Annotated in this window: 21 protein-coding genes and 1 tRNA gene; 11 read left to right on the forward strand and 11 right to left on the reverse strand. The window is 55.6% G+C overall.

What is annotated here, in order from left to right; all coding sequences use genetic code 11:
* Positions 1-173: 173 nt before the first annotated feature.
* The 4 genes from araD to chvE all read right to left on the reverse strand — a co-directional run bounded on the left by araD (position 174) and on the right by chvE (position 6,035).
* Complete coding sequence (gene araD / locus HED22_RS16560; RefSeq protein WP_167724255.1) at positions 174-1,922, reverse strand: L-arabinonate dehydratase; 1,749 nt, start codon at positions 1,920-1,922, stop codon at positions 174-176.
* Positions 1,923-2,074: 152 nt separating this feature from the next.
* Positions 2,075-3,259: a multiple monosaccharide ABC transporter permease gene (gene mmsB / locus HED22_RS16565; protein WP_167724257.1), complete on the reverse strand. Its 1,185-nt coding sequence runs from the start codon at positions 3,257-3,259 to the stop codon at positions 2,075-2,077.
* Positions 3,260-3,269: 10 nt separating this feature from the next.
* Positions 3,270-4,793 (reverse strand): multiple monosaccharide ABC transporter ATP-binding protein, encoded by a 1,524-nt coding sequence (mmsA, locus tag HED22_RS16570; protein WP_167724259.1) that lies wholly within the window; start codon positions 4,791-4,793, stop codon positions 3,270-3,272.
* A 162-nt stretch (positions 4,794-4,955) separates the two neighbouring features.
* Positions 4,956-6,035: a multiple monosaccharide ABC transporter substrate-binding protein gene (chvE, locus tag HED22_RS16575; protein ID WP_167724261.1), complete on the reverse strand. Its 1,080-nt coding sequence runs from the start codon at positions 6,033-6,035 to the stop codon at positions 4,956-4,958.
* 233 nt (positions 6,036-6,268) lie between these two features.
* On the opposite strand from chvE, the gene HED22_RS16580 reads away from it, so the two are divergent.
* The 4 genes from HED22_RS16580 (at position 6,269) to msrB (ending at position 9,031) form a co-directional block, all read left to right on the forward strand.
* Complete coding sequence (locus HED22_RS16580; protein ID WP_167724263.1) at positions 6,269-7,255, forward strand: LysR family transcriptional regulator; 987 nt, start codon at positions 6,269-6,271, stop codon at positions 7,253-7,255.
* A 161-nt stretch (positions 7,256-7,416) separates the two neighbouring features.
* Positions 7,417-7,971, forward strand: a complete 555-nt coding sequence (locus tag HED22_RS16585) for an AAA family ATPase (protein WP_167724265.1) — start codon at positions 7,417-7,419, stop codon at positions 7,969-7,971.
* 12 nt (positions 7,972-7,983) lie between these two features.
* On the forward strand, positions 7,984-8,460 hold the full coding sequence (locus tag HED22_RS16590; protein ID WP_254870172.1) for a thermonuclease family protein: 477 nt from the start codon (positions 7,984-7,986) through the stop codon (positions 8,458-8,460).
* 130 nt (positions 8,461-8,590) lie between these two features.
* Positions 8,591-9,031 carry a peptide-methionine (R)-S-oxide reductase MsrB gene (msrB, locus tag HED22_RS16595; protein WP_167724266.1) on the forward strand — a complete coding sequence of 147 codons (441 nt, stop codon included), beginning with the start codon at positions 8,591-8,593 and terminating at the stop codon, positions 9,029-9,031.
* A 62-nt stretch (positions 9,032-9,093) separates the two neighbouring features.
* Here the strand turns inward: msrB and HED22_RS16600 are convergent, their stop codons facing one another.
* The 6 genes from HED22_RS16600 to HED22_RS16625 are packed head-to-tail and all read right to left on the reverse strand — an operon-like array spanning position 9,094 to position 15,051.
* Positions 9,094-9,567 (reverse strand): polynucleotide kinase, encoded by a 474-nt coding sequence (locus HED22_RS16600; protein ID WP_167724268.1) that lies wholly within the window; start codon positions 9,565-9,567, stop codon positions 9,094-9,096.
* Positions 9,564-10,154 (reverse strand): histidine phosphatase family protein, encoded by a 591-nt coding sequence (locus HED22_RS16605; RefSeq protein ID WP_167724271.1) that lies wholly within the window; start codon positions 10,152-10,154, stop codon positions 9,564-9,566. The genes HED22_RS16600 and HED22_RS16605 overlap by 4 nt, the downstream gene beginning before the upstream one ends.
* Before the next feature lie 25 nt (positions 10,155-10,179).
* Positions 10,180-11,268 carry an MBL fold metallo-hydrolase gene (locus tag HED22_RS16610; RefSeq protein WP_167724273.1) on the reverse strand — a complete coding sequence of 363 codons (1,089 nt, stop codon included), beginning with the start codon at positions 11,266-11,268 and terminating at the stop codon, positions 10,180-10,182.
* Positions 11,268-12,350, reverse strand: a complete 1,083-nt coding sequence (locus HED22_RS16615) for an ABC transporter ATP-binding protein (RefSeq protein ID WP_167724275.1) — start codon at positions 12,348-12,350, stop codon at positions 11,268-11,270. Before HED22_RS16615 ends, HED22_RS16610 begins: the two co-directional genes overlap by 1 nt.
* Entirely contained in the window at positions 12,338-14,074 is a 1,737-nt protein-coding gene (locus HED22_RS16620; RefSeq protein ID WP_167724277.1) for an iron ABC transporter permease, read from the reverse strand. Before HED22_RS16620 ends, HED22_RS16615 begins: the two co-directional genes overlap by 13 nt.
* On the reverse strand, positions 14,074-15,051 hold the full coding sequence (locus HED22_RS16625) for an ABC transporter substrate-binding protein (protein WP_175581280.1): 978 nt from the start codon (positions 15,049-15,051) through the stop codon (positions 14,074-14,076). The genes HED22_RS16620 and HED22_RS16625 overlap by 1 nt, the downstream gene beginning before the upstream one ends.
* A gap of 202 nt (positions 15,052-15,253) precedes the next feature.
* Between HED22_RS16625 and HED22_RS16630 the strand changes: the two genes are divergently transcribed.
* Positions 15,254-16,036, forward strand: coding sequence for a DeoR/GlpR family DNA-binding transcription regulator (locus HED22_RS16630; protein WP_167724280.1), 783 nt, complete (start codon positions 15,254-15,256; stop codon positions 16,034-16,036).
* Here HED22_RS16630 and HED22_RS16635 read toward each other — a convergent pair whose 3' ends face one another.
* Positions 16,037-16,810, reverse strand: a complete 774-nt coding sequence (locus tag HED22_RS16635; protein ID WP_167724282.1) for a class II glutamine amidotransferase — start codon at positions 16,808-16,810, stop codon at positions 16,037-16,039.
* A 205-nt stretch (positions 16,811-17,015) separates the two neighbouring features.
* Here HED22_RS16635 and HED22_RS16640 point away from each other — a divergent pair.
* The 6 genes from HED22_RS16640 (at position 17,016) to HED22_RS16665 (ending at position 21,855) form a co-directional block, all read left to right on the forward strand.
* Positions 17,016-17,091: transfer RNA gene (locus tag HED22_RS16640), tRNA-Thr, on the forward strand.
* Between the two features lie 217 nt (positions 17,092-17,308).
* A complete protein-coding gene (locus tag HED22_RS16645; RefSeq protein WP_167724284.1) occupies positions 17,309-18,835 on the forward strand; it encodes a hypothetical protein in 1,527 nt (508 codons plus the stop codon).
* Positions 18,832-19,347 carry a hypothetical protein gene (locus HED22_RS16650; protein WP_167724286.1) on the forward strand — a complete coding sequence of 172 codons (516 nt, stop codon included), beginning with the start codon at positions 18,832-18,834 and terminating at the stop codon, positions 19,345-19,347. The genes HED22_RS16645 and HED22_RS16650 overlap by 4 nt, the downstream gene beginning before the upstream one ends.
* A 243-nt stretch (positions 19,348-19,590) precedes the next feature.
* Entirely contained in the window at positions 19,591-20,799 is a 1,209-nt protein-coding gene (locus HED22_RS19765) for an RNA polymerase sigma factor (RefSeq protein WP_167724288.1), read from the forward strand.
* A 167-nt stretch (positions 20,800-20,966) separates the two neighbouring features.
* A complete protein-coding gene (locus tag HED22_RS16660) occupies positions 20,967-21,290 on the forward strand; it encodes a RebB family R body protein (protein ID WP_008890488.1) in 324 nt (107 codons plus the stop codon).
* Positions 21,291-21,531: 241 nt separating this feature from the next.
* Positions 21,532-21,855, forward strand: a complete 324-nt coding sequence (locus HED22_RS16665) for a RebB family R body protein (RefSeq protein WP_167724291.1) — start codon at positions 21,532-21,534, stop codon at positions 21,853-21,855.
* The last annotated feature ends 50 nt before the right edge of the window (positions 21,856-21,905 follow it).

Genomic DNA, 21,905 nt, shown 5'->3' on the forward strand with positions numbered 1-21,905 from the left:
ACCATCAACTTAAAATTACTTTTTAACGAAAATAATCGCGCCGAAGTAAAAATCGTACTGGATGCCAAAGTCAAAAAAACCGGCCAGCAAATGCATGCTGACCGGTTTGGTGTGGATCACATGCCGCCCCCCAGTGACATGTGATCGGGTATATCAAATTCCGGCAGGATCAATCAGTGACTGTCTTTCGGAATTGCCTTGCCGCGATGGCCAACAAGGAAATCGAAATCCGCCCCGCGATCCGCACCAATCACCGACTTATAATACAGCGAGGCATAACCGCTTTCGGGAACCGGAACAGCGTTTTTCCAGTTTTTCAGGCGCTGCGCCAATTCTTCGTCACTGATGTCGAGATGCAGGCGACGGTTGGGCACATCAAGTTCGATCATGTCGCCATTCTGCACGACGGCAAGTGGCCCGCCAGCGGCAGCCTCGGGCGATGTATGGAGAACCACGGTGCCGTATGCCGTGCCGCTCATACGCGCGTCTGAAATACGCACCATGTCGGTGATGCCCTTGCGCAGTACCTTGGGCGGCAGGCCCATATTGCCGACCTCTGCCATGCCCGGATAACCTTTCGGGCCGCAGTTTTTCAGAACCATGATGCAGGTTTCATCGATATCAAGGTCCTCGTCATAGATCTTGGCCTTGTAGTCATCGATGTCCTCAAACACCACGGCACGCCCGCGATGGGTCAGAAGTTCCGGGGTTGATGCAGACGGCTTGAGCACCGCACCATTCGGGGCCAGGTTGCCTTTAACAACGGCAATGCCGCCACTTTGGGTCAGTGCCTTTTCGAACGGACGAATGACGTCCTCGTTCCAGTTGCGCACATCCTTGACCTGATCCCACATGGTTTCACCCGATACGGTCAGGGCATCGTTATGAAGCTTGCCCGCCTCACCCAAAGCCTTGATAACCACGGGCAGACCACCGGAATAGAAGAATTCCTCCATCAGGTAGTCACCAGACGGCTGCAGGTTAACGATGGTCGGAATATCGCGCCCCAACCGGTCCCAGTCATCAAGTGACAGATCAATGCCGACACGCCCGGCAATCGCCAGAAGATGGATTACCGCGTTGGTCGATCCGCCAATCGCACCATTGACGCGAATGGCGTTTTCAAATGCTTCCTTGGTCAAAACGTCAGACGGTTTCAGGTCATCCTTGACCATCTGCACGATACGACGGCCAGTCACATGCGCCATTACGCGACGGCGACTGTCGACAGCCGGGATGGCGGCGTTGCCCGAAAGCGCCATGCCAAGGGCCTCTGCCATGCTGGCCATCGTTGATGCCGTACCCATGGTGTTGCACGATCCGGGCGAACGGGACATGGCGATTTCGGCTTCAAGGAAGTCTTCGGTGCTGATCTTGCCGGCCTTGCGCGCCTCGGCAAGCTGCCACAGGGATGTACCCGATCCGATATCCTCCCCGCGCCACTTGCCATTGAGCATCGGGCCACCGGTCACGACGATGGCCGGAATATCAACACTGGCCGCCCCCATCAGAAGCGACGGGGTGGTTTTATCGCAACCCACCATAAGAACAACGCCATCAAGCGGAGTTCCGCGCAGCATTTCCTCGACATCCATCGACGCCAGATTACGGAACATCATCGCCGTCGGACGCAGCGTGCTTTCCCCGGTTGAAAACACCGGGAATTCAAGCGGGAGACCACCGGCTTCGTAAATGCCGTGTTTGACCCGTTCAGCCAAATCACGCAGATGGGCGTTGCATGGGGTCAGTTCCGACCAGGTGTTACAAATGCCGATCACCGGACGGCCATCAAACAGATCCGATGGCAGGCCCTGGTTCTTCATCCAGCTGCGGTGATAGATATTGTCCTTGCTGGTTCCGCCGAACCAACCTTCTTGTGACCGCAAGGTGCGTGGCCAAGGTGCCGGTTTGAACTTCGTCATGCCCGTTTTCCTTTTTTACTTATTGTGGTGACGGACCCGCAAGATTGCAGACTGAGCGACTGCAATGGGGGACTGAGAACGGGCCATCATGGCAATCAACTGGCGCTGTTGATTGGTGTGTCCATAACGGCACCGTTCCGCGTCAATTAGTGTTACGCCTTGTTCTTGTTGTAGACGTCGAAGATCACGGCGGCCAAAAGCACGAGCCCCTTGATCACCTGCTGCCAGTCAATCCCGACACCGATAATCGACATCCCGTTATTCATGACACCCATGATGAGCGCACCAACAACCGCACCGATCACCTTGCCAACACCGCCTGACATGGATGCGCCACCGATGAAGACAGCGGCAATCACATCAAGCTCGAAGGCAAGACCGGCCTTGGGGGTTGCCGTATTCAAACGCGCAGCAAAGACCAGCCCGGCAAGGGCGGCCAGCATGCCCATATTGGCAAAGGTAAAGAAGGTCAGGCGTTTGGTGTTGATACCGGAAAGTTTCGCGGCCTTTTCATTACCACCAAGCGCATAGATGCGACGGCCCAGCGTGGTGCTGTTGGTGATAAAGGTAAAGATCGCAATCAGAAGCGCCATGATCACCAGAATGTTTGGCAATCCGCGATAGGTCGACAGCAGATAGGTCACAAACAGGATCGCAAGACCGGCAACCGCATGCTTTGTGACAAAGACTGCCATCGGTTCTTCGACAGCGGCAAACTTCGCCTGTTTGGCACGCGAACGCAGACCAATGATCGGCAGGATCGCGGCCAGTGCCACACCCAGCGTCATCGAAAACAGGTTAAAGCGGCCTTCGATCAAGCCACCGAAGAAGTCCGGGATAAAGCCCGACGACATGCCCTGAAATACATCCGGGAACGGACCAACCGATGCACCACCGAGAAGCGCGAGTGTCAAACCCTTGAAGACCAGCATCCCTGCCAGCGTCACAATGAAGGATGGAATGCGCCAATAGGCCACCCAATACCCTTGGGCTGCACCAATGATCGCACCGGCGATCAGGCAGACCGGGATAACAAGGGCGGTTGGCAAATCCCAATTCACAATCATCACTGCCGCAAGTGCGCCGATAAAGCCGACGACAGAACCGACAGACAGGTCGATATTGCCGCCAACAATCACCAGCAACATGCCAACAGCCATGATGATGATATAGCTGTTTTGCAGGAACAGGTTCGTCAGGTTGACCGGTTTAAGCATGATGCCGTCGGTCAGGACCTGGAAGAAGGCCAGAATGGCGACCAGCGCAACAACCATGCCGTATTCACGAATGTGGGTGCGCAGATAGTAGCCGATTGATTTGGTTTCAGTATCCGTCATTGTCCGTTCCTCACGCTTTCAGGATCATGCGCATGATTGCTTCCTGGCTTGCGTCTTTTGCTGCAAGCTGCCCTTTGATCTCACCCTCGTTCATGACGTAGATGCGATCGCACATACCCAGAAGCTCCGGCATTTCCGACGAGATCATGATGACCCCCTTACCGTCGGCTGCCAGCTGGTTGATAATCGTATAAATTTCGTATTTCGCCCCGACATCGATGCCGCGCGTCGGTTCATCAAGAATGAGAACCTCCGGTGCTGCAAACAGCCATTTCGACAAAACGACTTTCTGCTGATTGCCGCCTGAAAGGTTCATCACCTTCTGTGCGACATTGGGCGTGCGAATGTTGATTTTTTCCCGGTATTCCTCGGCAACAGATCGCTCTGCCCCGTCATTGAGAACCCCGTTTTCCGAAACACCGCCCAGATTAGCGAGCGTGATATTGGTCGTGATACTTTCTTCAAGGATCAGACCCATTTCCTTACGGTCTTCGGTGACATAGGCCAAGCCTGATGCAATCGCCTTTTCCACCGTCGACACATCGACAGCTTTGCCATTGATCAGGACTTCACCGGAAATGTCCGTGCCATAGGACTGGCCAAAGATGCTCATGGCAAGTTCGGTACGCCCCGCCCCCATCAGACCGGCAATCCCGACAACCTCTCCGGCGGCAACGTCGATGTTGACGTTGTCAACAACCTTGCGCTCGGGATGGAGCGGATGGGTCGCCGACCAATTGCGGACTTCCATCAGCTTATCTGTGCCGATGTTGGGCGTGCGATCCGGGTAACGGTGCGCCATATCGCGCCCGACCATGTCTTTGACAATGTCGTCTTCGGTGATGGTGCCACCGCGCGCATCAAGGGTTGAAATCGCCTTGCCATCGCGAATGATGGTGATGCGGTCAGCAACCCGGTTGATTTCGTTCAGTTTGTGCGAAATCAGGATCGAGGTAATGCCCTGTGCCTTGAATTCCAGCAACAGGTCGAGCAGCTTCTGGCTGTCATTTTCCTGCAGACTTGCCGTCGGCTCGTCAAGAATCAGAAGTTTGACCTTCTTCGACAGCGCCTTGGCGATCTCGACAAGCTGCTGTTTGCCGACCCCGATATTGGTCACAAGGGTCGCCGGGTTTTCTTTCAAACCCACCTTTTGAAGCAACTCGCCCGTGCGCGCAAAGGTCGCCGGCCAGTTCAAAACCCCGTTTTCGCTGATTTCGTTGCCCAGAAAGATGTTCTCGGCAATGGACAGAAGCGGCACCAGGGCCAGCTCCTGATGAATAATGATGATCCCGCGTTCTTCGCTGTCGCGGATATCCTTGAATTCCTGTACCCCGCCATCATAAAGGATGTCACCTTCATAGGTTCCATGCGGATAAACCCCGCTCAGCACCTTCATCAGGGTGGACTTGCCAGCGCCATTCTCGCCACAAAGCGCGTGGATCTCACCACGTTCCACTTTCAGGCTGACATCATCCAACGCTTTCACACCGGGAAAGGTCTTGGTGATGTTCTTCATTTCCAGGATGGTATCCATCCGGTCCTCCCACTGCCGTTGGCAAACCAACGGCGCCTTAATCTAGCTTGGTCTTTGTTTTTCTGGAAAACCAGTCGGGCTAGCCTGCCCTAGAGTCTGTAGAATTAAGAACCCGGCAAGCTGCCCAAAGACAGCATACCGGGTTCCAATAACAGTCGCGACTTACTTCACTTCGTCTTCAGTGTAGTAACCGCTGCCAAGGATGATTTCTTCCCAGTTGGACTTATCAACCATGATCGGCTCAAGCAGGTAGGACGGAACCACCTTCACGCCGTTATCGTAGGTGCTGGTGTCGTTGATGGTCGGCTTTTCGCCTGCAAGGACACTGTCAACCATCGACACGGTAACACGTGCAAGTTCGCGGGTGTCTTTGAAGATGGTGGAATACTGTTCACCCGCCAGGATCGATTTGATCGACGGCAGTTCCGCATCCTGACCGGTCACGATCGGCATTTTCATGTCGCCGGAACCATAGCCAACGCCTTTCAGCGAAGACAGGATACCAATCGACAGGCCGTCATACGGCGACAGGACACCATCGATTTCTTCGTCGGTGTAATGTGCCGAAAGAAGGTTATCCATACGTGCCTGGGCAACCGCACCGTCCCAACGAAGGGTACCGACCTTGTCCATGCCCATCTGGCCGGACTTGATCACGATGGTTCCTTCGTCGATCAGCGGCTGCAGGATCGACATGGCACCATTATAGAAGAAATATGCGTTGTTATCGTCCGGCGAACCGCCGAACAGTTCAACATTGTAGGGCGGCTCACCCGAAGCAATCAGGCCATCAACCAGCGAGGTTGCCTGCTGCACACCAACCTTGAAGTTATCGAAGGTGGAATAGTAATCGACATTCGGGCTTTCAACGATCAGGCGGTCATAGGCGAAAACCTTGATGCCTGCAGCGGCTGCGTTTTCCAGCGCGTTCGAAAGCGTCGTGCCGTCAATGGCGGCAATCACCAGAACATCAACGCCCTTAACGATCATGTTTTCGATCTGGGACAGCTGGTTGGGAATATCATCTTCTGCGTACTGAAGATCGGTTTTGTAGCCTGCAGCTTCGAACTGCTCGACCATGGAATTACCATCGGAAATCCAACGTGCCGAAGATTTGGTCGGCATTGCGATCCCGACATAACCTTTTTCATCGGCATGGGCGTAACCGCCGGAGATCATCGGGCTCATCATTGCGGCCGCGCCAAAGGCGACCCCTGCCATTACGGCACCGAGACGTTTCATAGCTATCCTCCCTAAAAGACACGGCATACCAGCCATTTTTCTTTAAGCCCGACTTTAACAGGCGTGCTTGGCCCGCATATGTCGTGTCTTTGTTTTCGATTGATACAGCATCCTATTTCCCAAAGGACACGGCGCCATTATTCAGAGGCGCTACATAACAATCAAATAAACATTTTCGAAACTTGCATATCAAAAATGATATATTAAAATCGGCGTTTGCAGAAGGAAAACACATGGCCAAAACATCAAATCAGCAACCGCTCAGCTCTGCGAAATCCCTGCTTTTCCGGTCCGGAAACCTTTTCCAGCGCGGGCTTAAGCTCAGTCACCTGCGCATGATTGTCGCGATGGAAGAAACCGGCCAGATCAGTCAGGCGGCCGATATGCTCAAAACATCGCAACCGGCTGCCTCTAGACTATTGTCTGAGATGGAAAACATTCTTGAAGCCAGATTGTGCGTGCGCAGCCCGCGCGGCATTGAAATGACCAATGCCGGCCGTGCTCTGGCGCGTCGGGCACGCAGCATGCTGATCGAGATCCGCGAAGCCGAACGCGAGATCGAGGATATCAAGCATGGCGGCGGCAGTGTCTTTATTGGTGCCGTAACGGCCGCAGCGGTTGATCTTGTGGTTCCGGCAATTCGCAGTGTTCAGGCGGTTAACTCGTTGCTTGAAGCCCATGTAAGTGTCGGGCCATCGCATTTGCTGATCAAGGATTTGCTGGCCGGCGATCATGACTTTGTCATTGGCCGCGTGCCCGAGGATATGGATCCCCGTCTGTTCAACATCCGCGAAATCCGAAGCGAGAAAATCCGCTTGATGGTGCGGACCGGCCATCCGCTTTTGGAAAGCAACAAGCCGATCACGCTTAACAAGCTTGCCCAGTTCGAATGGGTTTTACCGCCGCCGGGCAACCTGATGCGCCGCACGATCGAGGAGGTATTTATCTCGCGTCACCTGCCGCTTCCCCATTCAAGCCTGAACTCGGCATCACTTCTGGTGACGCTTGCGACCCTTGCCGATACCAACGCCATCGCGCCCATGGCCGAGGAAGTCACGACCCTTCTGACCAGTGGCGGGCTGATTACGGAACTGCCGTTTGACGGGGCGATCGAGATCAAACCCTATAGCCTGATTACCGCGCGCGGCCATCGGCTTTCGCCATCGGCACAGCTTGTTTCCGATCATATTCTTGCACGCATCGAAAAACCGGCGAGCTAAATCTTTGCTGCAAATCCTTTGTCATTGACTTGCCCCGCCAAGCCGGTAAAAGGCCGGTCTTGCGCGGGACACGCGCTGCTATCCAAAACCAACAACAATATTGCCATCCCCTTGCCGCAAAGCCCGACCAGAACGGCGCGCTTGCGGAGATACGAACACGAATGCAAACACCGATAACGTCCAACCTTGTTGTCCTTACCGGCGGCCCCGGTACGGGCAAAACCACATTAATCAATCACCTGAATGACCGGGGCTTTGACACCAGCCCCGAGGTGGCGCGTGCGATCATCGAAGAACAGCTTGAACGCGGCGGCACCGCCCTGCCGTGGGATGATAATGATGCCTATGCCGGTCTGATGTTCCGCCGTTCCATCCGCGCCTGGCAGGAAGACATCCAGAACCATCCACGCACGGTTTTCTGTGATCGGGGCCTGCCCGATACATTGGCCCACCGCAGGCTTTCCGGCCTTCCGGAAAACCCCGATCTGATGCGCGCGATCAAGACCTATCGCTATCACAGGATCGCGTTTGTCCTGCCGCCCTGGTCGGAAATCTACAAAAACGATACGGCACGAACACAAAGCTTCTCCGAGGCCGTCAGAACATATGTCGTGCTGTGCCGGACCTATCATGAATGCGGCTATGAACTGGTCGAAATCCGCAAAGGCTCGGTCGAACAGCGCGCTGCCCAGATCCTTGCCCGCCTAAAACTCTAAGAAAAATACCCCATGATGATGCCAAAGAGCTCCACATCCCGATTTACCAAACGTGCCGTTATGGCGTGCACGGCGATAGCGACCATACTGACCAGCATTGCCGCCGACGCTGCCTGCTATGACTGGCCGCTGCGCGATTATCGTGGCAACTACGCCTATGACGGCGACACCATCTATGTCGCCCTGCCCGGCCTGCCTGCTGAAATCGCCAAGATGTCAGTGCGCGTGCGCGGTGTCGACACCCCGGAAATCCGCGGCAAATGTGAAAGCGAAAAGCAACTCGCCCAACAGGCCCGCGACTATGCCCGCCAACGCCTGAAATCCGCGCGTTCTGTTCAGTTCTGTGAACCGGAATGGGGCCGGTATGGCGGGCGCGTAGTCGCATCCGTCCGCATTGATGGCAGCCCGCTTGACCTTGAATTGATCAATCAGGGGCTTGCGAGACCCTATGACGGCAAAACCAAACGCCAACCCTGGTGCCAAGGCTAAGTGTCAGTGGTGACCCGCCGCACAGCCAGCCTCACTTCAACGTGAAGCCACTGGACAAGCGCAATATTCCAACCATCTTTGGAAACAGGAAATTGCCAGACCGAAGACCAGAAAGGCGAGTTGACGAAATATGAGCAAATATCACAAAGACCCGGATGCCATCCGTGACCTGTCGCCCGAGCAGTATCATGTGACACAGGAAAGCGGCACCGAACCGCCGTTTCGAAATGATTTCTGGGATCACAAGGAAGACGGGCTTTATGTCGATATCGTCTCGGGCGAGCCGCTTTTCACCTCACGCGACAAGTTCGATAGCGGCTGTGGGTGGCCAAGCTTTGTAAAGCCGGTCGAAACCGACAATGTTATCGCCAAAGAAGACAACACCCACGGCATGCGCCGGATCGAAGTCCGATCCAAACATGGCGACAGCCATCTGGGCCACGTCTTTCCCGACGGCCCGCAAGACCGTGGCGGGTTGCGATATTGCATCAATTCCGCGTCGCTTCGATTCATCCCGATCGAGGATTTAGAGGCCGAAGGATATGGCGATTACCGCCAGCTGTTCGAATAATCAGACAAAAAAGACCGGCATCTGGCCGGTCTTTTTATTTGTGTGAAGATTAGCCCGAAAGCCTAGAATTCACCCGGCGCACATTGCAAACAGGTCAGGCCCATATCGCGCCATTTATCAACCACCCGTCTGCGATCATCGACCACCAGCCACGGGTTAAAGCCATCCTCGATGATCTTGGCGAGCAGGTCTTCCTTGACCTCTTCATCGGTGCGGTGATCGGCATCCATGGGGCGCAGATACATGCCATCAAACGGGATGTCATGTGCACGCAGCCAGGATTCTGATCGGTGTTGCCAGCCCGCCGGGCGACCTGAACAGATCAGGATCGCATGGCCCGATGCATGCAGGATGCGCAGCAGGCGTTCGATATTTTCAATTGGCTTGGCGTGATCCATGGCGTCAAAGAACGCATCCCACTGCTTTTCCACACCATGAACCAGATGCCCCAAAGCATCGGCATCAAAATGCGCCAGTGTGCCATCCATATCAAACACGACTGCATCACGCGCATCACGGGCTTTGGGTTCGGTCACGCAGAAATCTCCTTAATCAAACTATCGGTCAAATTTTCATAGTCCCAACCATCTTTGGTCGGGCGGAACAGGATCGGGGTGGCGTTGGGCACACGCGGGCCATCGGCCTCAAACCCGGTCATGTAAAGAATGCAGCGCGCCACCCCGGAATGGGCGACAATCACCGTCAGGTCGTCACTGACCTCGGCCAGTGCCTGTTGCATGGCAAAGGAAACCCGCTGACACATGGCATCGAACCCTTCGCCATTTGGTGGGGTATCAAAGCGCGGGCAAAGCTCGGAAATCGGACGCCCTTCCAGATCGCCCCAATGGCGTTCGCGCAGGCCATCAAGCACCTTGGCCTCGTAATCAGGCAGGACCAGATTGGCCGTTGTGCGGGCACGGTCCTGCGGACTGACATAGACCGAATGCCATTTTGCCATCGCCATCAGCGGTGCAATCGCCACCGCCTGTTCGCGGCCGGTTTCGTTCAATGGCGGTTCATTGGACCCGGCAATGATGCCAGCCCGGTTGGCATCGGTTTCCCCGTGCCGGATGAAAACAAACGGCAATTTTGGAAAATCGAACTTTTCAGCGGCATAGATCATGACCGGACATTACCTTTATTGTGCATTACAAATAGAACCGATCCGCAAGCTGTAGCCGCCCGTCAAACCCGTCGACAAGGCCAAAATCCTCTGGTCGGCTGGTAAAGAGTGGCACGACCTGCATGGCGTGGCACTGATTGGCAAGGTCAATCACGTGGCTTGCCAGCGGATGCACGTTCCAGCGCCGGAAATGGGCATGGCCCTTTTCAACCATTTTGCGCGCCTCAATCGGCATGAACCCGGTAAAGATCACATGCGCGCTTGATCCCATCCGACCAGATTCCTGCCACTGGTCAATCAGTTCGCGCGCCTTGCCGAATGTCGCACATGGCGCATGACACAGCAGCAACCGCGCATCGGGGTTGAAATGCTTTGCCTTGTCCTTGAGGCTGCGTAACTGGCGGATCGCGTCACTTGCAACATAATCCGATCCATGGGCATCAAGCACCTGTTTGACCTGCCCATAGCAGCGATCATCCATCGACCAGTCTGTCAGGCCATGGCGTTCAAACAGCAACGCCATTTCAGCCGCCCGGCCACTGGGCGGCACGGGAAACAGGATTTGCCCATCCAGCTTGGTCATGGTGGTCAAAAGGCTATCAATACGGACCTGCTGGGTCAGTTGATCCATGCCGTAAGATGCGTCAAGCAGCACGGTGGCAGCATCGGGCGGCGTATCATAAAGGAAGTAATCGGATTCCTGACAAAAATCGCCGGAATAGAGCACCCCGCCGCCCAGTTCGAAATGCAACCACACCCCACCAAACGAATGGCCGGTACGCCCGGTGGTGACGGTGACCCCATCGACCTGAATTTCCCCATAGGGCGGCAAGGGGATGACATTGGCGCCCTTGGGAAGCGACTTTGCCGTAACTTCGGTGCAATAGATCGGCAAACCGGCATCAACGATTTCGCCCGCAGCACCAATATGATCGATATGGTCATGGGTAATGAAAACAGCGTTAACTTTATTCCGCCACGCCGGATCAAATCCCTGATCACTTTCGGGACCGACCCCACAATCAAGCAACCAGCGGCGGTTAAAGAATTCCAGCCTGAGACACGCAGGGCCTTTTTCACCAAGACCGGAAAGAACACGCATACGGGCAGACATCAGGCGGCCTCACCCGACATGCGATCAAACACCCAGCCGTCATTGACCTTGAGACCAACCTTTTCGCCGATGCGCGCCCGGCGGTTGGCATAGACCGGCAATGTCTGATCATCGCCAATACGGACAGAAAGCCTGAACCGCCCGCCAAGATAGACGCAATCATCGACCTGCCCGCGCAAGGGTGCGTCATCGCTGACCCAGACGTCTTCGGGCCGCAGGCAAAGACCGACATTGGCATTCGTCATGCCATCGGCCAGTTTGGGGCAGATGCGTGCGATAATATTGCTTTCGCCCAGTTGTACCGAACAGGTGCCATTGTCACCCACCGCAATATCGCGCACCGGCAAAACCGCGCCTGCCCCGACAAAGCCCGCCACCATCAGATCGGCCGGTTCGCGGTACAGGGTTTCCGGGGCCGCCATCTGGCGAATATGGCCCTTGTCCATCACGGCAATCCGGTCGGCCATTGCCATGGCCTCGGACTGATCATGGGTGACGTAAATCATCGTCGCCCCGGTGCGGCGATGGAAATCCAGAAACGCCTGCTGCATGGTTTCGCGCAAATGCACATCAAGGTTGGCAAGCGGTTCATCGAGCAACACCGCCCGCGGTTCCATGACAAGACAGCGCGCCAGTGCCACGCGTTGACGCTGCCCACCCGAGAGTTCCGACGGACTGCGATTGGCATAAGGACCAAGGGCAACGATATCAAGCGCCTCGGCGATCTTGCGATCCTGCTCCGTGCGGTTAAGCCCGCGCACTTCAAGCGGGTAGCCGACATTGCGGGCAACCGTCATATGCGGCCACAGGGCATAGGATTGAAACACGATGCCAAGATTGCGGTCCTCGGGACTGATCATGATGCCATTTTCCGGGCTAGCCATGACCTGCCCGCCCAGTGAAATCTGCCCTTGATCAGGTTCTTCGAAGCCTGCCAGCAACCTTAGAAGGGTCGTCTTGCCACAGCCTGACGGGCCCAGCAGGGCAACAAATTCCCCATCGGCAATATCAAGCGACACCTGATTGACCGCCCGATAATCGCCAAAGCATTTGGTAATGCGCGAAAGATTTATGTCTGCCACGGTACAACTCCTTTGGGCAAACGACGCGCGGCAAGCTGAAAGCAGCTCATCAGCGCGATCACCACCAGCACGACCAGAACCGCCACGGCCGAGGCCAGAACGGTGTCGCCGCTGTCATCAAGATTGAAAATCAGAACGCCCAACGTCTCGTTCCCGGCAGACCACAAAAGGGCCGAAACGGTCAGTTCGTTAAAGGCGGTCAGGAAAACCAAAAGCGCCCCGGCCGCAGCCGACGGGGCCGCAAGCGGCAACAACACATCGCGCAAGCGGCGAGACAATCCTGCCCCGCAGGCCTGGGCGGCTTCTTCAAGGGCCGGGTCAAGCTGGGTAAAGCTGTTCATCACCGGGCGCAGCGCGATCACCAGAAAACGCGCAAGGTAGGCGACAAAAATGATCGCAAGCGTGCCATACAAACTGACATCAATCAGCGGAATGCGAATGAACAGCAAGATGCAGGCAATCGCCAACACCACACCGGGCAATGCATAAGGCACTTCGACCAGAAGGTTGATCAGCTTGGTCAGGTTGGAGGAACGCCGCACCATGACATAGGCCAACGGCAAGCACATCAGAACCAGCGTAATCGCCGCCCCCACTGACAAAACAAAGCTGTTTTGGAATGCGCGGATGGTCGATGGCTGTACGAACATGACTTCGCGAAATGCCTCGAACGTCGCGTTGGCAAATGTCAGCTTCACGCCAAAGGCCGGAACCAGTGCAGTTGCAAACAAAGCTAAAAGCGGAATGACCAGAATGGCCACCAACACCGCCCAAAGCGCTATTTCAATCGCACTCCGGCGCGCACCAAGTTTGACATCCAACGGACGCCCAACCATCCCCATCAGGCGATAGTCGCGTTTGGACAGCAAGCGGTGATGTAGCGCGACCCCGCAAATCGCAATCGCCCCGATCAGCATCGCCAGCACGGATACCTCGCCCAGAACAGACGGGCCGAACCCGGCAAGCTTCTGATAAATCAAGGTTGGCAGGGTCTGATAGCCTGCGGGGATGCCAAGCATCGCCGGAATACCAAAATTGCCAAGGGCGGTGACAAAGGCCATGGCGGTACCGGCAATCAAACCGGGGCTTGTCAGCGGCAAAATGATCTGCCACCACAAACGCCCACCACGCGCCCCGGCCAAACGGGCCGCTTCGATCTGTTCGCGCGGCAACATGCGCAGATTTGCCCGCAAGGTCAGAAACACGATGGAGGCATGCTGAATGCCCAGTAAAAGGGCGATGCCCTCTGCCGAGTAAAGCGGCTGTGGCGATCCCATCGGTGGGGCCATGCCAAGGGCGTTCAAAAGCGCACTGCTGGGCCCGGTCAATTGCACCCAACTAAGGGCCGTGATCTGTGGCGGGATCATCATCGGGATCATGAAACAGAACACCAATGCCGCCTTGGCACGGATATCGGTCAGTGCGACCAGAAAGGCAAAAGAGCCGCCAATCAGAAGGGAAATAATCGTTCCCAGACCGGCGGTGTAAAGACTGTTTGCCGTGGCACGCCAAGTTGATGAGTTGCCCAGCACGTCTTGAAAATGATCAAACGAAGGCACGCCACCGACCATCACACCTTCAAAACCAAGGCGCAGGATCGGCAAAATTGAAATAATAAATACCGGCACCACCAACCAGATGAGCAACCGGTCCGAAGACCGGTTGCCATTTGGTTTGGCGATTATGCCAGGCAGAACGCCGCGAAGGCGACCTGTAGCCTGCATTATTCAGCCCCAAACATGTCTGCAAATTTTTCTTTGTTGGCTTCGGCCTGTTCCAGCGCAATCGCCGGGTTGAAGTCCATCAGCTTGATGTCGCTACGCGCCGGGAAACCAGCCGGAAGATCCGTACCATTGCGCGCCGGGATGTAGCCCATATCCAGAACCAGTTCCTGACCGTCTTCGGACAGAAGGAAGTCAACGAACTTGTGCGCGGCATCAACGTTCTTGGCGTTTTTCATGATCGCGACCGGCTCGGTCACATAGGTCACGCCTTCTTCCGGGAAGACGAAATCAACCGGCGAACCTTTGGCCTTGCCACGGATGGCAAGGAAGTCGACAACCACGCCATAGGGCTTCTCACCCGATGCAACCGCCTTGAAGGTACCGCCATTGCCACCTTTGGCGCGCGCATCGTTGGCCGCCAGTGCCTGATAGTAATCCCAGCCAAGATCCTTGTTCTCGGTCAGGGTGGACAGATGAATAAGCGCTGCACCGGAATATAGCGGGCTTGGCATCGCGATCTGGTTTTTGACCGCCGGATCGGCAAGGTCTTTCCAGGATGTCGGGGCTTTGACGGCGGTGTTGTATACAATGCCGCTGGTGATCAGCTTGGTCGAATAGTAATAGCCTTCACCGTCATAAAGGCCGTCTTCATAGGCGCTGGCCTCAGATGACTTGTAGGCCTGAAGCTGACCATCCTGCTTAAGACCTTCAAGGGTCACCATATCGGCAATCAAAAGAACATCCGGGCGCGGATCACCTGCGGCAATTTCCGCACGCAGTTTGGCCATCAGTTTGGTGGTGCCATCACGGACCCACTCAACTTCAACATCCGGGTTGGCAGCCATAAAGGCATCGACAGTGGTCTGGGCATCCTTGGTCGGCTGGCTGGTATAAAGAACCAGCTTTTCAGCAGCCTGACCCACAACCGGCAGCATCATCGCGGCTGAGGCAACCGCAGCAAGAAGAACGTTACGCATGATCGGCATCCCTTAGAAGATCGGAAAGAAGGTTTCGTTCGAAAATGTTTCGATCCGGAAGCTATCGGGATTTCGATTTCAGTTGTGTGACAACACCAAGAATTAAATGTTTCAATAGGAAAACCGGGCTATGCAGCGGCGTTTGTCGCTGTTTATAAGTATGCTATAAGCGAAATAACAACTTTCGAACGAAAGCACAGCTGTGTCCAACAACCCCGATCCCGTGCCCCTTGATCGCCGACGTGACCGCATCGTCGCCCTTGTCAAATCGACCGGCTTTATGGCGGTCGAGGAACTGGCACGCCGGTTCAACGTCTCGGTCCAGACGATCCGCACCGATTTGCGCGATTTGCATGAACAGGGCCGCGTGTTTCGCCGTCACGGCCTTGCCGGTCCGGCCCCGGATCCGGATAACTCGGCCTATGAAAAACGCGAAGTCTGGAACCGGACGGGCAAAATGGCGATTGCCGCCAAGGTCGCCGACCTGATCCCGGAGGGCTGCACAATCGCGATTGGCACCGGCACGACGGCCGAGCTCGCTGCCCAGCATCTGGCATCGCATCGCAACTTAACAGTGTTAACCAACAATCTGCATGTGGTGATGACCCTGCAAAATGCGCCGAATGTCACGCTAAGGCTTGCAGGCGGCACGGTGCGCACCCGTGACCTGGACATCATCGGCGCGGACAGCGCGGACTTCTTTGGCAGCATGCGCGCTGACTTCGGGATTGTCAGTGTTGGCGGGATGTCTGATGATGGCGATCTTCTCGACTTCAACATGGATGAAGTCCGCGCAAGGCGTGCGCTCGTATCGTGCTGCGACCACGCGATCCTGATGATCGACGAGAAAAAGGTTGGTCGCAAGGCGCTCTGTCGCGACGGCCACGCCAGTGATTTCCAAACTGTGCTGCTCAACACCGCCCCAAGCGACGCCCTGCAACGCGCACTCGTCAAGGCGCGCAGTCAGATTGTTGTCGTGTCGTGATCAGCAAACGAGTGTCGCGTCTTCGTTGACAGACAGATCAGCCTCGACATGCAGGGTATGGTTGGGCGCAACGGCAATCCAGCTGTCGCTTTCGGCATCAAGGGGCTCTGAGACGACGATGACGTGATCATCGCGTTTGCGCCAATACAGTGATGGCGGCTTGTCATCGCTGGCATGGCGGATGGCACAGACGCTTTTGCCGTTTGACAGGCAGGCGGTGAAGCGGAACGGTGCCCTTGCATCGCGCAGCTTCATTTCGTTTTCGACCACTTCAATCGTGCGACGAATGGCGCGATGCGGGTCATCACGCAGTCCAAGGGTCAGCATCAGGCAAAAGATCAGCTCGCTATCGGTTGATCCCTGCCGACCTTCATAAAACTCATCCTCGATCATCATTTCAAGCGACCGGCGGACCAGCGGGTAGTCACCAATCTGGCCGTTATGCATGAACAGGTTCTGGCCATGGGAAAACGGGTGGCAGTTGGTACGACTGGTGTGCGTCCCGGTGGAGGCCCGCACATGGGCAAAGAAAAGACCGGATTTGATGTGATGGGCCAGCGATCGCAGGTTCGGATCATTCCAGGCCGGCAGGATTTCACGATAGAGCCCCGGTGTCGGGCGTTCGTCGTACCAGCCGATGCCAAAGCCGTCGCCGTTGGTTGGCGTTTTGGCCTGTTCGGCATGCAGGCTTTGTTCGACCAGTGAATGGCGCGGCTCAAAGACCAGCTTTTCCAGATAAACCGGATCCCCGATATAGCTTAGCCAACGACACATGATTTGCCCCCGCACATTGATTTTGGTCGATTTCGATCGCGCACATCTAAGCCGGATTATTACAGCATGGTCAATGTGATATTGTGTGTCTCTGCCCTGATTTCGGGGCATGGCTGAAAGTCGGGCATTTGTTGGCAAAAAGAATAACAAACCTCTTGCCAAGGGCGGTGTTTGTCCGTATTTTCCGCGCCACAAAATGAATCGTGCTGGCGTAGCTCAGCTGGTAGAGCAACGCATTCGTAATGCGTAGGTCGTAGGTTCAAATCCTATCGCCAGCACCATTTTGATTTACAAAACCCCGTCGGGACATTCCCGACGGGGTTTTGTGTTTATTCTGCACTGCCAGAAAATTTGCAACCGCCAATTGCTGGCAAAACTTTTCACATCCCATGGCTAGAAGCGTCTGTTTGCAAGGAACCGTTATAACTTCTTGCAGATCAAGGGCGGCATGATAGCGGCCCTTTTGAGTGCTGCAAGGCACCATTGGGGAGTGCAGGCATGACCGACAGTGACGCGCCCAAACCAGCCAAGGCTTCTGGCAAAACAAGCAGCAAGCCCGAGAACGGGAAAAACGCATCCGAAGCCGGAGCGGCAGAGGCCGAGAACAATCTGCAGGAACCAAGCGAAAATCCCACAGCAGGCAGTCCCGAGCAAGCTGCCATGGATATGATGGCATCCCTTTGTCGTAACTTGGGGATGACTGGATTTGCCGCAGATTCTTCTGGCACGCAAGATCAGCAGCCGCAACCGATGGAAACCGCATTTCAGATCATTCAGCGCTATTTGCTTGATGGTGATGTGAATGCCGCTGTACCGACACCTGATCTGGCTTCGGGCAGCTATTCCGAGGGATTTGGCGGATTGGGAGAGAGTTACATGCCAGGCGAACACACCGAACATCAAGGTACAGCCACCACCAGCGCGGCGCATGTGAGCGATGCCACATGGGGTGTCCGCACCACCCATGCTGACGGCAGCACGACCAATATGAGCGGCCCGATCATCCGGGATGACATGTTCCGAACCGCAATGCCATCGCTTGAGGGCAAGGCGGAAGGTGGATCTGACACGCCGGACTGGTCGATCAGCATGGAACAGGGTCATCCCCAATCGCCGACAAAGACCACGGCCCAAACAGCTGTTGTCGCCAGAATGCAGGCATCCGATGCGCCGATATCCTTGCGAAAATGGTCGCTACATGTCGGGATATCGCCAGATGGCCAGTCAGAACTTTCGGTCACGGTGCCAAACGCGGTCCCGTCACTGTTGCGCGCGCTATTGTTTGATACGGCTGATGCGGATGGTGCCGCATCGCAGCTTTCAGAAGTTCCGGTTTATGGCGGGCCGCCACATGCGCTTCATCTGGAACAAACTGTTGGCACCACAGGCAGCGAAACAACACCTGATCTGGCCCTGATCCGATTGATTTTTGCCGATCACGCACCGGTGCCGATCCATCTGGAATATACCGGCACCCTGCCCAGTCCGATTGTGGCCGGCAGTGTCGCGGTCGGACCAAACAGCAATGTTCCGTTCTGGGTACAGATCACCCCACCCAGCGAGGGCAAAAAGGGCGCTGGTCTGGTTGTTCTGGTCCGCTATGAACCAGAAACCAGTTTTGACGTCACCGCCCAGTTGATGACCGAGGCCCGCAAAAGCACCCCGACAGCGATCCTGAGCTGTAGCGCACAAAACGACCATTCGGCTTGCCGCGCGGCAAGCATGATTTCAGACAGCCGGGGACGGCTTGAAACCAGCCTTACCGGCCTTCCGGATGATCCCGATGCAGCGCAGCTTAAAAAGTACGGCTTTATTCCGCCGGCCTTCATGCTGGAAACGGACAAGGCCCCCTCAGCAACGGCCAAAGCAACTGCGCAAAACAATACGTCCGGCGATACAAACGGCGATGCAAACAACAAGCCCGATCCCAAGCAAACCGAAACCAAACCAATCAGCCGCACGACCAAGGGCAAGACCGGAAATGCGGGCAGCTCTGGCGGCGGTAGCAAGGGAGGAAGCTCATGACCGGTCCGGCCCAAAATGATATTACGACGGCAAGCGGTCGCAAGGATGCCGTCAGAAAGGCGTTTAATCAGGAATATCTTGCAACCCAGCAGGCCATGTCAAAAGCGGCCGAACGGGCACGTGCGCAGGTGCTTGATCAAAAACAGACCATTGCAAGCCATGCCCATAACGTAAGCTCCGGCGCCCAGGCACCACAGCCACCAATTGGTGCTCAGACCACAGGACAGCCGACCGCATCCCCCTCACAAGGTTCACAACCGGGCCTGCATGCCGGGGCGCCACAGATGGTGTCTGACCCAAACGCGCAAAATGGTCAGCAGGTGATGTTCGAGATCGCCAATGAAATCCGCAACATCATCGCGCTCGAGATCGATTTGCGGATGCAGGCACTGTCTGAAAAAGTAGAAACAGCCCTTGCCGAGGCATTTCCGGCACGCCAACCAGACCAGGAAGACAAGCCCGAAACGTCCGGCGCTTCGCCACAGGAACCACCAAAAGGCAAGAAAACCTAGGCGCAGGGCCATCGACCGAACATGGTCGAAACACCAACAATAATAACAAGCGCATCAATGCGCGATGTCGCGTCCCGACAAGTCCTACGCCCCGCATTGCGACGGCTGTGCCGTTGCGTATATCGATACAACTTTAGGATGTAAAAAAACTTTTCTTCACATTTTAGTTGCGGCTACGTCATAATGATTACCGCAAAACCCAATCATCCTATGGTTGTATTCAACCAACCGGAGGGGTCCATAGTGCAGAATGAAAAGAACAGTCCGCAGGATGAGGCAACCCTGACAGAAGCCGAGATCAGCTTTGCCAAAACGCTTGAGCAAAGCCTTACGCTGGCGTTGGGCGATGATGACAAGGTGACGTCGATCTGGTCACGTTTGAAACCGGAACAGCGCGCGCGGATCGCCGAAGACTATCTGGCAAAACTTGCCAAATCGGAAAATCCGGACAAGCTGTCGACCGATACGAACTGGTCAGGGGTAAGCATTGATACCGCGCTTGATGCACATGCCATCAGCCAACCGACAGAACCGGTGATAGACGCAGAGCAAACCTCTTCCCCGGTGACCAATCAACCTGACAATTCTGCGCGCCCGCCACATACCGGGCAACAACAATACAGCCCGCCACCCGGTTACCCGGCTGACTTCAATCCGCTGGCCGGTTTTCCCGGACTTGAACCATCGCGCACCGGACCAAGCCCGGAAGACATCATTGCCGGTGCGTTGGGCACGCCGGGTGCAAACCCGACAGATCCGCTCGATATCCTCCGTGGTCTTGTTCCGGGGGCAGACAGCCCGGCCCTGCGCCAACCGGTCAAGCAAGCACCGGTCACGCCAACGGCCCCTTCAGCGCCACAGGAAAATCCCGATACCGCCGAACAACCAATACCGCAAGGCCACCCGCAGCAAGAAGCCGATTTGGGCCCTGCCGCGCCGAATTTCTGGCCGCTTTGGATTGATCAGCAGGACACGCTTTTAAAACAATGTCTGAAACTGATGTCCGGCAATATGGACGATGCGCAGGATGCGCTGTCCGAGGCGATGGTCAAGGCATCGACCAAGTTCGAAGATTCCATGGATGAGATCCGCAATCATCGCGCCTGGCTTTCACGCATTGTCCATAATGCCTGCATTGATTTGCATCGCCAGAACCGACGCAAGGCGGAATACCGCGAAGAAACCCATGGCGCGGCCGATACGCCGGCCTCCCCCATGACTGCCCCGATCACACCAAGCCCCGAAGAATCCTATCTGGCGGGTGAAAAACTTGATCAGCTTGAAACGGCTCTTCTGGCGATGCAGGAAAAACTGCGCAAACCGCTTCTGATGCGCTGTGTCCAGGACCGTACTTATGACGAGATCGCAAGTGCCCTTGGACTAAGCAACTGTGCCGTGCGCAAGCGCGTTCAGCTCGCACGTGAACATCTCAGGGCATCGGGCATTCAATAAGCGATACCTTGGGCAAAAAAATAATCACCAGGCCAAAAAAGACGCGTCACAACGATAAACACCCAGCGTCGATAGACTGAAAACGGGACGGCGAAACCCCGACAGAAACACGATAGAAACACAACAGCAAGCAGCATACCGCAAAGCGTAACGAAGGAGAGTTTACAATGGCGATTCCGACCCCGGTAAATGGTCAGATCACTGATGCTGTCACCCAGGCTAACGTGAAAGTTCTGGGCGACGCCCCGGCAATGGCAATGGGCTCGATCTTCCAGTCCCTCGCACATTCCACCGGCATTCTTTATGAAAACGCCGTCAGCGCCCAGCAGCAGATCGGCATCACCTCGCAGGCCGCAACCAACCAGGGTGTCATCCAGATCTACTCGGTCGACACGATGGCAGACTCTGTTGCGACCTCGAAAATTGCCAAAAGCGACGTACCCGACAACATGCTGTCGCTTCTTACTGCCCTGCAGGCAACCAAGGGCTGATTTCCGCAAAACTTCTGGCCCGGATGGCCGGTTTCAAATCGGGCGGTCGCAGATGGATGCGATCGCCCGATTTCTGTTTGACCGTGCTTTTTTTCCAGCCCCCATGTTTTGACCATCACGGCATCACAGGGGCTTAAGCTCCCCGTCAAACCTTTGGACGCACGATATGCGGAAAGGGAGCGGTCTGGCCGAGGCCTTCGTTTTCCTTCCGGTACATTCAAAAGCAATCAGGAGATACACAGTGGCTGATAACACTCCGCTCAATGGTCAGATCACCGATTCTGTCACGCAGGCTAATGTGAAAGTTCTTGGCGATGCTCCGGCAATGGCAATGGGGGCAATCTTCCAGTCCCTCGCACATTCCACCGGCATTCTTTATGAGAACGCCATCAGCGCCCAGCAGCAAGTCGGTGTCACCTCGCAGGCTGCAACCAACCAAGGGGTCATCCAGATCTATTCTATCGACACGATGGCAGGTGCGGTTGGGACCGCCAAAATCGCCAAAAGCGATACCCCAGACAATATGCTGTCGCTTCTCACAACGCTTCGCGCGACGGCAGGCTAACTTTCAGTCGGTCGAAAGCATAAATCTTTCGGCCTGTCTGGCCATTTTCC

The organism is Thalassospira sp. HF15 (assembly GCF_011806525.1).
In the GTDB taxonomy this organism is placed as follows: domain Bacteria; phylum Pseudomonadota; class Alphaproteobacteria; order Rhodospirillales; family Thalassospiraceae; genus Thalassospira.

Bases quoted from the DNA above. Each gene is read 5' to 3' on its own strand.
- HED22_RS16590 (WP_254870172.1), top strand. From the start codon at position 7,984: ATGATGATGCCAAAGAGCTCCACATCCCGATTTACCAAACGTGCCGTT.
- mmsB (WP_167724257.1), bottom strand. From the start codon at position 3,259: ATGACGGATACTGAAACCAAATCAATCGGCTACTATCTGCGCACCCAC.
- HED22_RS16650 (WP_167724286.1), top strand. From the start codon at position 18,832: ATGACCGGTCCGGCCCAAAATGATATTACGACGGCAAGCGGTCGCAAG.
- HED22_RS16625 (WP_175581280.1), bottom strand. From the start codon at position 15,051: ATGCGTAACGTTCTTCTTGCTGCGGTTGCCTCAGCCGCGATGATGCTG.
- HED22_RS16635 (WP_167724282.1), bottom strand. From the start codon at position 16,810: ATGTGTCGTTGGCTAAGCTATATCGGGGATCCGGTTTATCTGGAAAAG.
- chvE (WP_167724261.1), bottom strand. From the start codon at position 6,035: ATGAAACGTCTCGGTGCCGTAATGGCAGGGGTCGCCTTTGGCGCGGCC.
- mmsA (WP_167724259.1), bottom strand. From the start codon at position 4,793: ATGGATACCATCCTGGAAATGAAGAACATCACCAAGACCTTTCCCGGT.
- HED22_RS16645 (WP_167724284.1), top strand. From the start codon at position 17,309: ATGACCGACAGTGACGCGCCCAAACCAGCCAAGGCTTCTGGCAAAACA.
- HED22_RS16660 (WP_008890488.1), top strand. From the start codon at position 20,967: ATGGCGATTCCGACCCCGGTAAATGGTCAGATCACTGATGCTGTCACC.
- HED22_RS16605 (WP_167724271.1), bottom strand. From the start codon at position 10,154: ATGATCTATGCCGCTGAAAAGTTCGATTTTCCAAAATTGCCGTTTGTT.
- HED22_RS16585 (WP_167724265.1), top strand. From the start codon at position 7,417: ATGCAAACACCGATAACGTCCAACCTTGTTGTCCTTACCGGCGGCCCC.
- HED22_RS16580 (WP_167724263.1), top strand. From the start codon at position 6,269: ATGGCCAAAACATCAAATCAGCAACCGCTCAGCTCTGCGAAATCCCTG.
- msrB (WP_167724266.1), top strand. From the start codon at position 8,591: ATGAGCAAATATCACAAAGACCCGGATGCCATCCGTGACCTGTCGCCC.
- HED22_RS16610 (WP_167724273.1), bottom strand. From the start codon at position 11,268: ATGTCTGCCCGTATGCGTGTTCTTTCCGGTCTTGGTGAAAAAGGCCCT.
- araD (WP_167724255.1), bottom strand. From the start codon at position 1,922: ATGACGAAGTTCAAACCGGCACCTTGGCCACGCACCTTGCGGTCACAA.
- HED22_RS16620 (WP_167724277.1), bottom strand. From the start codon at position 14,074: ATGCAGGCTACAGGTCGCCTTCGCGGCGTTCTGCCTGGCATAATCGCC.